This is a genomic window from Lagierella sp. (assembly GCF_029983815.1).
Classification (GTDB): domain Bacteria; phylum Bacillota; class Clostridia; order Tissierellales; family Peptoniphilaceae; genus Mediannikoviicoccus.
The window spans coordinates 121,713-133,009 of sequence record NZ_JASBYU010000003.1; the positions used below are offsets into that span (position 1 = coordinate 121,713).

General features: G+C 30.3%; 6 protein-coding genes. All 6 read right to left on the reverse strand.

Annotated elements, in window-relative coordinates; all coding sequences use genetic code 11:
- Positions 1–127: 127 nt before the first annotated feature.
- The 6 genes from Q1K37_RS02810 to Q1K37_RS02835 all read right to left on the reverse strand — a co-directional run bounded on the left by Q1K37_RS02810 (position 128) and on the right by Q1K37_RS02835 (position 10,718).
- Positions 128–2,371, reverse strand: coding sequence for a restriction endonuclease PLD domain-containing protein (locus Q1K37_RS02810; protein ID WP_300409150.1), 2,244 nt, complete (start codon positions 2,369–2,371; stop codon positions 128–130).
- 238 nt (positions 2,372–2,609) lie between these two features.
- A complete protein-coding gene (locus Q1K37_RS02815) occupies positions 2,610–3,293 on the reverse strand; it encodes an HD domain-containing protein (RefSeq protein ID WP_300409151.1) in 684 nt (227 codons plus the stop codon).
- 42 nt (positions 3,294–3,335) lie between these two features.
- Complete coding sequence (locus Q1K37_RS02820) at positions 3,336–3,731, reverse strand: hypothetical protein (RefSeq protein WP_300409153.1); 396 nt, start codon at positions 3,729–3,731, stop codon at positions 3,336–3,338.
- 290 nt (positions 3,732–4,021) lie between these two features.
- Positions 4,022–7,381, reverse strand: a complete 3,360-nt coding sequence (locus tag Q1K37_RS02825; RefSeq protein WP_300409154.1) for a DEAD/DEAH box helicase family protein — start codon at positions 7,379–7,381, stop codon at positions 4,022–4,024.
- On the reverse strand, positions 7,381–9,336 hold the full coding sequence (locus Q1K37_RS02830) for an Eco57I restriction-modification methylase domain-containing protein (RefSeq protein ID WP_300409155.1): 1,956 nt from the start codon (positions 9,334–9,336) through the stop codon (positions 7,381–7,383). The genes Q1K37_RS02825 and Q1K37_RS02830 overlap by 1 nt, the downstream gene beginning before the upstream one ends.
- Before the next feature lie 803 nt (positions 9,337–10,139).
- Positions 10,140–10,718, reverse strand: coding sequence for an AAA family ATPase (locus Q1K37_RS02835; RefSeq protein ID WP_300409156.1), 579 nt, complete (start codon positions 10,716–10,718; stop codon positions 10,140–10,142).
- Between the last annotated feature and the right edge of the window lie 579 nt (positions 10,719–11,297).

Genomic DNA, 11,297 nt, shown 5'->3' on the forward strand with positions numbered 1-11,297 from the left:
AAAAAAACTTTAACCCTTTTTCTAATCTTTAAGTTAAAAAAACACAACTTTTAATAGGTTTCTTTACAGCTTTAGTTATTTAATAAACCTCTCCTTATGCTACTTAGTGAAAAAAAGCCAGGTTTACTCATCTTCCAAATATCCTATCTATTAAGGATTTTTTCTCATATGGGTTTTCTACTTCAATCCACTCAAAAAACTTATCAGTATATAATTCTATATTGATAACTCCATGGACAGATCCAACACAGACCTCTTGTGGAAGAGCATCTGCATATATCTGACCAGTACTCGCCCCATAAGTTCTGTAATTTTCATCTAAACTTGTAATTTGGAAAAACATATGGCCACTGTCTTTGTCATAGACAAATAGTTCCTTTGAACCTCTATACAAATTAGCCCACTTCTCTCTATTAGCTTCTGTATCGTCATTGTATTTCTTTTCAGGGAAATATCTTGGAAGGGGCATCTCAGCTTCTTCGTAATACTCCTTAAAAATCTCTCTTGTATTAAACAAAAAGTCAAAACTATTATCTTCTGTATAGTTGTCCCATTTATAATCATGAGCGCTTTCTAACCTTTGGGACATCCTATAGCAAAAGTCTGAGAACAATGTATTGTCTATGCTTTCATAGATATTTTTAAAGAATTCAGTGGATTCTTGAGACTTTTTTAAAATCCTATCGATAATTAAATAATAACTTCTCCTTCTTGCTTCCTTGGGCAGAGCATAGGATTTGGTGTTGGTAGTTGCAATTAAAATAGGATAGGAGTCGTCTCTTCTAATGCATACATTTGCAGTATCTACAATAAAGTCTCTTCCATAATTCGTCTTGGTGAAAAATTCATTGTCAATTTCATCTACTAAGATTGGATTAACATTATTCTCCATAATCCAGTTTTGAATTCTATTGATTCTATCTTTCTTCTGACTATTACCTCTAGTTCCTAGGAGGTCCTTCCATAGATAAAAGTCACCTTTATTAATTCCAATCAGCTTTGACATTATCGATAACAAAGAAGATTTTCCACTTCCAGCCTCTCCACCTATAAAAACAAACTGAGGTATATCCAACCTATTTTCTTCTATTTCCAACTTCTCTCTCAACTCATATACAAATGGTGCTGTAAAGATGCATAATATGCTTTCGAATATCCTCTTTCCATATTCATCATTGTAGTCATTTGCATACTTTTCAAAACCTTGCATATAGTTGTTTAAGGATTTCAATGATTTTAATAAATCATCATCGTTGGCCCTCTTATCAAAAGGTGTAAGATTACTTTTATTTAGGTCGGATTTAACGAAAAGACCTGTTATATTATTTTTTGTATTCCTAAGATCTATCTTGCTATATAGAGAGTCTCTACTGATTTCACTTTCGCCTTCAAGTTTTTTCACAACTATTTTTTCTATTTTCTTTCTTACCTGTTGTTCCAAAGTCTGTTTACTCTTGATTGCAGGTTCCTTTTTCCTTTTGTTAATAGCTTCATGGACTATCTCATAGGCAATTTCTTCAGCTTTTTCCTCTTCTTTTTTCTCCCTTTTTACAATATCTCTATCATTGGAAATATTGTCCATTTCTTGAATTATACTGTCCTTGCATATACCAAGACCAATCTTATCCTTAACTTCATCAAGCATTGAAACAACAGATTTTTCCTTAATTTTTCCAACCTCTTCATTGCTTAAAATAAAAACATCATCTACATTTATATCCTCAATTTTATCTACATTTTTAAAATTTTTTGCATTTATTCTTTTTAATTCTTTAGGAATATAATCAGATAGAACCTTTGATAAGTTGTTTTTATAATAGTTTAGGTAGATATTAAAAAGTTCTGAATCATCCAAAATAACAACATTTTCGAATTGATAACTTTCCCTGTCAAAAGCTCTATTAGATAAATTGGCAGAGCCTAATACTAACCTATTTTCTCCCTCGTCATTCCACAAAATATAGAACTTACTATGAATAATATGAGTAGTGCTAACCCAAAACTTTAGATGCCCCTTATCCAGTTTATACTTTGACACTTTATTCAAGTCCTCGTAAAACTTGATGGGGTCTCCTTGAATCTGCTTTAATATATTATCCTTTAGATGCTTAGCAAGTTCGTTGATGGAACTTTTAACGCCCTCATTATCAATTCCAATTACTATCTCAACCGTCTTGAAATCCTTCAAATATTCATTTACAAAGTTAGGAGAAATAGAATATGTAACGCCAATAAAATGGTCGAATTTATCCTTATTAAATATTTCTTCTATAGTTAAATCTGCTTCTTTTTCGTCTTTTATAATGTGAACAGTGTCAACCTTATTATTTTCATTTATTTCATTAAATAAGTTCAGATTTTCAAGCTCCATAAGTATCTCCTTGTGTTTTTATATATATATCAATTGGAATGAAATAATTTCTAAGCCTTCCTTGTCCTATACCCTAATATTACCATTAATAGTCGAAATTATCTATTTATATTGAGATTCTATAATTTTTCAGAATTAACAACCAAAATATATTAAAAAGGAGCAAAGAATATCGTCTTTGTCTCCTAAGTTCTATGTTAAACGCAATTATAGTAAATGTCCTGTCCTAAATGTTAGTTTAAATCAGACTGCTATCTTTCCCCTCCCATTCCAGCATAAATTCTTCAATAAAAGACCTCATAAAGTCTTCTCTTTTCTTTGCAATATCAAGTGCTGTCCTAGTATTCATTAGGTCTTTAAGTAAGAATAACTTTTCATAAAAATGGTTAACTGTAGTAGAGACGTGTTTTCTATATTCATCCTTTGTCATATGTAAAACCGGTTCTATATCGGGATTATACATTTGCCTATGATGATATCCTCCATATGAAAATGCTCTTGCTATGCCAATTGCACCAAGGGCATCTAACCTATCGGCATCTTGAACGCACTTTCCTTCAATAGTTGAAGGCACCAATGAATCATCTCCCTTGAATGATACTTCTTCAATAATAGTACAGATAGTTTTTATATCAGAATCACAAACTCCTTCCTTTTTTAAAAAAGATACCGCATTATCTTTTCCTTCATGACTATTTGGAAATAGTTTTATATCATCTACATCATGTAGCAGTGCGGCTAGTGATACTATTTTAATATCAGCACCTTCTTTTTCTGCTAATTTTTTTGCCACCAAGTACACTCGCATAGAATGAAAATAGTCATGACCGCTATATTCATCTTTAAATAGTTCCCTGATATATACAACTGTATTTTGTACTATTTCTGTCATAGTTACTCTCTTTTCTTTTACTATCTCCATAGGTTACTCAACATTTTCGTAATTAGATATTTTTCGGTAACCTTACTCATCAAAATTTTCATCCCCGATAACGGTCACGACCACACCGTCTTTCACAACAATTCTAAACTCCCCATTATTGATTGGATACTGACCATTTCCAAAATTTTTTATAAATAAAGCATTTTCCTCTGGTAGTATTTTTTCTGTGAGACCTTCAATATCAATTCCTAAAACCCTTTCCATATATCGAATAATTGCATGTTCCGATACGGTTAAGGATCCATGATTTTTTGAAATCGTACGAATCTTCTGATTTAACGTATTTAATTGCATCTTTTTTGCACCAATCTCCTGTTTGAGGTTCTTCTGATGCAGCTCAAGAGTTGCAATATCTGCTTCTACAGTCGCCTTCATAGACTCTAACTTTTTTATTTCTTCCCTAGCCTTTTTTCCCATGACTACTCCTTCAACTTTAATTATAAATATTATACCATATTGTATTACTGTAGTCTTTATTGCTGTTGGTAGTGGAAAGTCACCAAAATCTCTATAAAAGTTAAGGCAATCTACAGAGCTTAATTTATTTAATTGAATAGTTGGTATTTTTTAATACTTAAAGTGGCAAAACTGGATGTTTTTATTCATCAAGTATTGCCACTTTATTATTTCAAAGTAGTAAAACTGAAATCATAATTAAAAGAAAAATCTAATATCCAACTGGAGCTTAACTCATTCTTGCGGAACATTTATTTAAATAATTCATCTAGTTTTTCTCCTAGTGTACCTTCTTTTGCATAAGGTAGGGAATTAAATTCTTTTAAGTTGTGTTTTAATATTTTAATATCATCACTAAATCCAAGTATAAAATTCTCACAAATTCTGTAAATAATTTCCGTTGGTGCAAGTCCATAAACTTGATGTTGAAAAATGTGATTTAGCCTTTCTTCCTTACTTGGAAAAATTTCGTTCATCTTTTCACTCTGATAGAGTCTTTTTACGATTTCTGTAATATATAAACCAGACTTCATGTATAAATCAATAAATGTTTTATTTGGATCATCAAAACAACCTGGATTTTCTTCTTCTAATCGGTCAACCATTTCTATTACAATATTTTTTGGCGTAAATATCTGATTAGTCTTTTGAGGTGGTATATAGTCAAATATATCTTTTTTATTATTTTCCTCAAAGTAATTTGAAAGTTCCCTTTTCTTTAATAAAAATTCTTTAATTGATTCATCAAAGACTGTCTCATCAAATAAATGTCCTCCAAAAATTTCCTCTTTGCAAGTTTCTTTATTAAAATAAGTTCCGCCATCTCTTAAAAAAATAAATTCATCTAAGCTTATACTTGTAACTTCTTTAAACACATTTTCTGGAATGATCTTATCAAAATTAGATAGTCTTGTATCGTCATCTCCATATGCCATTAAAAATGAAGGTATAGTCCTAGCAAAACCTCTAAGATTGTCTCTAACTTCGTCTTCGTGAGATTTCTTTTCTTCTTTTTTCTTTTCAGTTTCTACTTCTTTTATCATAGACTCTGTTGATTTTTCAAGATAATCGGGTTCTTTAATTTTTGTCTTGATCTTTTCTACTAGTTCTTTTTTTCTATCTTCGATTTTCTTCTCATATTCTTCATTAATTTTTGTAATATCTGCCATTGAATTGGATTCTTTTATTTTTTCTTCTAACTCGTCTGCAAGATTATTATTTTCAATTTTCCAATAATTATATTCCCTAGTTATTAGATTTTGGGCATCTTTATTTAATTTACTTAGCGTATTTCTCTCCGTAGATTTTTTTAGATCTTTTCCATAGCTTTTTTTAAGAGTGTCAACTAACATATTGTTTACTGGCTCGACAATTGTCTTTTTAATGATTTCAATGTCTTTCTTCTCATTTTTAAAAGTTAAAGTATTTTTATCAATTTCATCCCCATCTTTTTTAACTAAATTTATATCCGGAATTGTTTCATCAGCATCTTTAAAAATTTTTTTCCCAAATACTTCCTTGGTTTTACCTAGTATTTTTTCTCTTGGAATATCGATCTCATTATCATCATTCAAGTTAAGTTCTTTTCTAGTATTTTCATCTATATTAAGAGGTTTAAAATCCTTTCCTTTGTCCATTTTTTCCACAATATCTTTTACAATATTTGGTGCACTAAATATATTAGATATATTAGCAAACAAAAAATTAGACATAAATCCACGATTTACAACTTCTTTAGCATAAATCTTTCTTGGAGTAATGAGCACCTCTTCTGAATCTAGAAGAACCATCTTTCCTTCTTCATCTTCTCCATAGACTGGAAAAAAGTTTAAAAGCTCTCTGACGTTTTTCTTACGAGTTTCAGTATTCCCCTTCCCATTTGAAGTATCGGAATTTAAGTCATTAGCAAACTCCTCAAAAATCTTCAGAGTTCTAGCTGGATCAAAATCAAAAACATAAGCATTTTCTTTTCTCAGCGCTTTACCTTTTTCTCTGAATAAACACGGATTTTGCGATCTGAAAGCAGCTTGCATATAAAGTGCTGGGCTTGCCATATTGCTAAGCATAAGTACAGCAGTCCATTCCGGAATAGTTACACCAATAGTGAGCTGCCCCACAGACAATGTGATAGTCTTTTCATATTTATTAATAGCATCCACAACTTTATCATATGATTTTTTTAATTCATCTTCTTCTGTGAGCTTTCCGTCCCCAGCAGCAACAATTACCTTGTAGTCTCTAAAAACTGGTGAATCGTTTAGTTTTCTAGCCAAAGCCTTTGCACTGTCAACTCTATCAAGTAGCCAAAAAGTATGCTTAAGTTCATCCCTAAGCTCTGGCGTTGAAAAAGGAAATTTTTCTAAATTTACAAGAGCATCTAAAAATTTATCCACATCATTTTCATAAAAAAATTTACCATTCTCCTTAGTCTTAAAAAACTCATTTAAGTCGAAAGCATAATTTTCCCAGTTTCCATTTATTTCAACACCTTCTTTTAAATTATCACTTATAATTTCTGACATTTGATAAGTATATAAATTTAGCTTAGGCAAAGTGTAGTATGGGTTTTCTTCTTCACTATGGCTATCCCAATCACGTTTTGCCCGTTGCTCATCAGCATAAGTCCAATTATAAATGGAATATTGCGGGAATTTATCGCTGGCAAGAGCCTTGAAGGGAGTACCTGATAGATGAAGTGTATGAAGTCTGTCAATATTATCAAAGGCTATATCGGTCTTTAAAGTATCCACACCTTCGTGAGCTTCATCTATAACTAAAATATCCCAAGTAATTCCAAGTCTTTTACCATTATCATCAAACCCCTTATATAATTCTTTTAATTTATCCAAAGTAGGATCTCCACCAAAATATCTTGAAGTCTTGATGTCTTGAAGACTCACAAATTCAATACATCCTTTAACGTCCTCATTGCTTAGACATTTAATATATTCGTCTCTTGAAAGTACATGTTCTCTATCTTTAATTGCATCTACTCTACTTATAAAATAATATCCAGAATTTGGTCCAATAAATTTTAAATAATCTTCATACCAAGAGTTAGCAATTGCAGGCCTATTAGTAACAATTAAAATATTTTTGAAATCCATTTTCATGCACAAATCATAGGTTGAAAGGGTCTTACCAAATCTAGGCTTTGCATTCCACAAAAATTCTCCATTTTTATGAGTATTAAAATACTTAATTGTCTTTGTTACTGCATCCTCTTGTTCAGCGCGAAGTCTATAAGGTATTGGATCATCATTTGATTTAATAATTCCTCTATTTTCTCTAAAATCGTTAAAATGATTTTTAGCAAGAATTGGGTCAATCTTAAACCATTCTGTGCTTGGCTCCCTTCTAACACCTAATCTATTCAAATATCCATGAAATTCTTTGTCAGTAAAAGTTTCTAAACTACCTTCATAAGTGGCATTTTTATGCCATTTAATATCAAATTTGATGCCTGCCGTTTGAGTTTGTTCTTTAATTCTAGTTTCTACATCACGTTCAGTAAATCCAATTTTAGTCCATCCATTATGATAGGAAATGCCAGGAGTTGTATAAGCATAACATTGAGGGATAACTTCTTTAGTAGTTTTAATATTAAGCATTATTTCATCTCCTTGACATTTGTTTCAATAAAATTAATCTCATCTTTGCTTAAATCATATTTTTTGTATAACTGCTCATCTATTTCAGAAATTGACTTTGACCAGTCTATATCCGAATTTTCTGTAAAGTCTTGTAGGGGGACATATTTCCAAGTAGCTTTAGGATTATGTTGAGTAATTTTTAATATGCCGAGCATTGTTCTTGCAAATTTACTTCTCACATATTTAAGACAAGCCTTTGCTTCATTTGGGGTATCAAAATTTCCGATACTTATAAATGTTTGAGTATGCCCGATTAGGGGTTCCCCGATTAGGGGAGTGCTTAACTCCTCTCCTAAGGCTCCAGATCCGTTTGATTTCGGCAGTATTACCTTATATGCGTGGAGGTTCCCGTGGTTTTCGATGAAGTCTTTATTTACCCACTTTTTAACTCTTTTATTTTTTTGCCTTCCTATCATTTGAATATATCCATCTTCAAAATTACCGTTTTCTATAAAAATAAAGGGTAATTTATCAAAAATATTTGTTGTTATATCATATTTATGGCCTTTACTAAGTAATTCTTCGGCTTGTGGATATACTTCATGGAGTTTTTTTGATAATTTATAACTTTCGGGTGCATATATTAATTCACTAAAACTTTTCTCATTTCTTATTTTGACTTTATAGAATATTGAACGTAATTCTTCATAAGTTATAAAAACTTCTATACTTCCAAAGTTTTTACTTGCATCCCTATATGTAATTACAACGCCACCTTTGATATCAGTTTGCGGAAATACTTTACTACTTTTTTGAACATACTTTACAATCTTTAAGTGTTCGTCATTTAACATTTTTTTATTCCAAACTTTAGATGTGTTTCCTGCATTAAAAAGAAATCTTGCAGGAGTTATCAATAAAGCCTTATCAGAAATCATATATGCTTCATCCATCAAGTAGTTATATATTGGTTTGTCGCTGGTATCTTTTGATTCTTCTTGATAAGGTGGATTTCCAATAACAAAATCAAATTTTTTCATATTTACCTCCTTATAATTTCTAAAACATCTTGATTCTCTTTTTCTCCAGTCACGAATTTTTGAATTTAGTAATTCCTGTTCTACTTCTTGTTTTTCTACTTTGTTATCTATTATATCAAATATATTTATTTGCCTCTCGCTCTCGTATGGAGCTGCAAATGGAACAGTATCACTTAATCCATCCATTTGCCATATATTCCAAGTTATTATATTTGCAATTTTATTTAATAGTTTTTTATCTGGTTTTTTCTTCCATCTATACTCATAGTAATCAACAAAAGTAAGAAGTATATTTGCTCTTGCAATTAAAAGATTATCTCCTTGATATTCATAGCCATAGACACTTTCTATAGCTTTAGTCGCCCAAATTACCCATTCATTTTCACTTGTTGTATTTTCATTTACAATTCTAAGTTTTCTATCAAGAATTCCTACTCTATGTAGCGTATTCTCTATTAATTCTCCATTTGAAACATCATATCTAGAAACAAGATAGGGACCTTCTCCACAAGTTATCTCCAAAAAAGTACGGGTTATGTATTTTTTCCACATATTCTCCTTTGGAAATTTTACTTTTTCATCCACAATCTTCCATGATTTTTCATTTTCTATATTGAAAACATTTGATCTGTTAAAAAAAATATTATCCGTGTAATTGTTCATCTCGTTAACTACCCAAACTGGAGTAAAGACTTCTGCCTTATTTCTAGTCCTATTTAATTTTTCCTCTTCACTTTTTAAAATTCTTGGTTTTAAATTTAACCCCATTTTAAAAACAGTCTCTGAGATTTCTTTTTTGTCATCAAATTCTCGTCCTAAATGTTCAAAAGTGCTAGTCGCCCATATTATATTCTTTTTTGTGGTTTTATCCTTTAATAGTTTTTTCAATACTACATTTAACGGGTATTTATTAAAATCTAATATTTCTGACATTTTCTCCTCTTTTACTTATAATAATCACTCTTAATCTAACAACTATCATATCATGTTGCTTTCAGTCTTACCAATTGATTCTTTTTAGCTAAGGTACAAAAATCTTCGAGATGACAAGTCATAACCTTCTAAGTTTTACTCAACTTAAAATTATAATAAAATTTTCGTGGTTTACTTCCTATTACATAACAGCTTTAAATAAGTATTATCTTTCCAATGTCACAACATTTTCAACATGACTTGAGAGTATAGTATGGGAATATTTACTGATTTTTCAAAAGTCTTGTATTTGGAAATATATCCATGAGTTATAGGTAATCTGTTATAAGTCTAAACTATCCTTGTTTAACAAAAAGTCAAATAAATTTATAGTGAGTATTCCATTTTCATCTAAAAATGGTTTTATTCTATCTTTTACGATGATAATTTTTTTAAATGAGTCATCAATATTTAATAAGGACGCTTTTTCTTGATTTACTTTTTCGCTTGATGGGAGACTATAGGATGATTGAATATAATATTTTCCATTAAGTGGGTTGGTTCTATTTGCCTAAAATTTAACCTGGCATTTCTAATACCCACATCTTCAAAGTATATTTTATAAGGAGTTCCTATATATTTTCTCCCCTTTACATCATATCGATAAACTCTTTTTAACATGAATGAATCTTCAAAATAACCTATGAACTTATCTATTGTATTTGCTGAAATTTTAGATTTTTTTATAGACATAAAAGTTGAAGCTATTTTAGTTGGATTAGTAAGACTTGAAATACCTGATGCTAAAATATTGAGTAAGTTTTCTAGTCAGAAGTTAAGAGTATGCCATATCTATGAACAATATCTCTCAAATACACATTTTCGAGTTGGCCCCTTAGATAATTCATTTTGTCTTCATCTGTCTTCATTAGAGCTCCTGCTGGTAAATCACCGTAGACTTGATATTCAGCAAAATCATCTTCTTTTTCACCATTAAAAGTTTGAAGAAATTCAGAAAAAACTAGAGGCATAACATGGATTTCATCTCCTCTACCTGCAAATTCAGTAATTACATCTTTTGATAAAAATTTAGAGTTACTTCCAGTTACATAAACATCAAAATTATCTTGACGTAAAAATCCATTTAAGACCTGCTCAAATGATTTAAGCAATTGAACTTCATCTAAGAGTATATAAAATTTTTCATTATCATTTGTTATGCTCATAATAAAGTCTAAAAACTTTTTAGGATCAACTAATCTTTCACCACTTAGCACATCTAAATCCATTAAATTTTCGCCAATCTTTAATAGATCTCTCCCTGAGTCAAAAGGAAATTTGATAATATGCTTTTCATCGACTCCACTTTGAGTTAGATGATTGTAAAAAAGATTGTTTAGCAAATAAGATTTCCCACTTCTTCTTATTCCTGTAATAATCTTAATAAATCCATTACTTTTTCTTATTAATTTATCCAGATAACAATCACGCTTTATTTCCCTGTAGTTATACCTCCTCCTATTTAGAATTACTTCCGTTTCGGAACTTAACCTAAGTACATTAAAAAGGGTAATGCCTTAGAGTTCAAATCTATTTAGAAATAATTCCATTTCGGACTTATTTTTAAATTAGTTTTATAACTTTTTCATTCAAGTGTTTATCCATATTTCATTCAAGTACTTGGTCACTCTTCTATATTTAATTATTGGGGATATAATACCTAATGAACTAGTCCTTACCATATGTGAGACTATTTTTTATAATCAAAATATCTAAGCCTATTCTTCTTTCTTTGTCCACATGATTAATAATATAGCCTGTCATATAGTTAATTGTATTGGTTTCTAAAGCATCATGATAATCGAGGTGTAATGCATTATGGCAATCCCAAACAAATTACCTGTCCCTTATTTTGTTTTTTTTTAATGCAACATTCATACTTCTTCCTACTATATTTGACATCAAAAAAGCACCTAGAATTT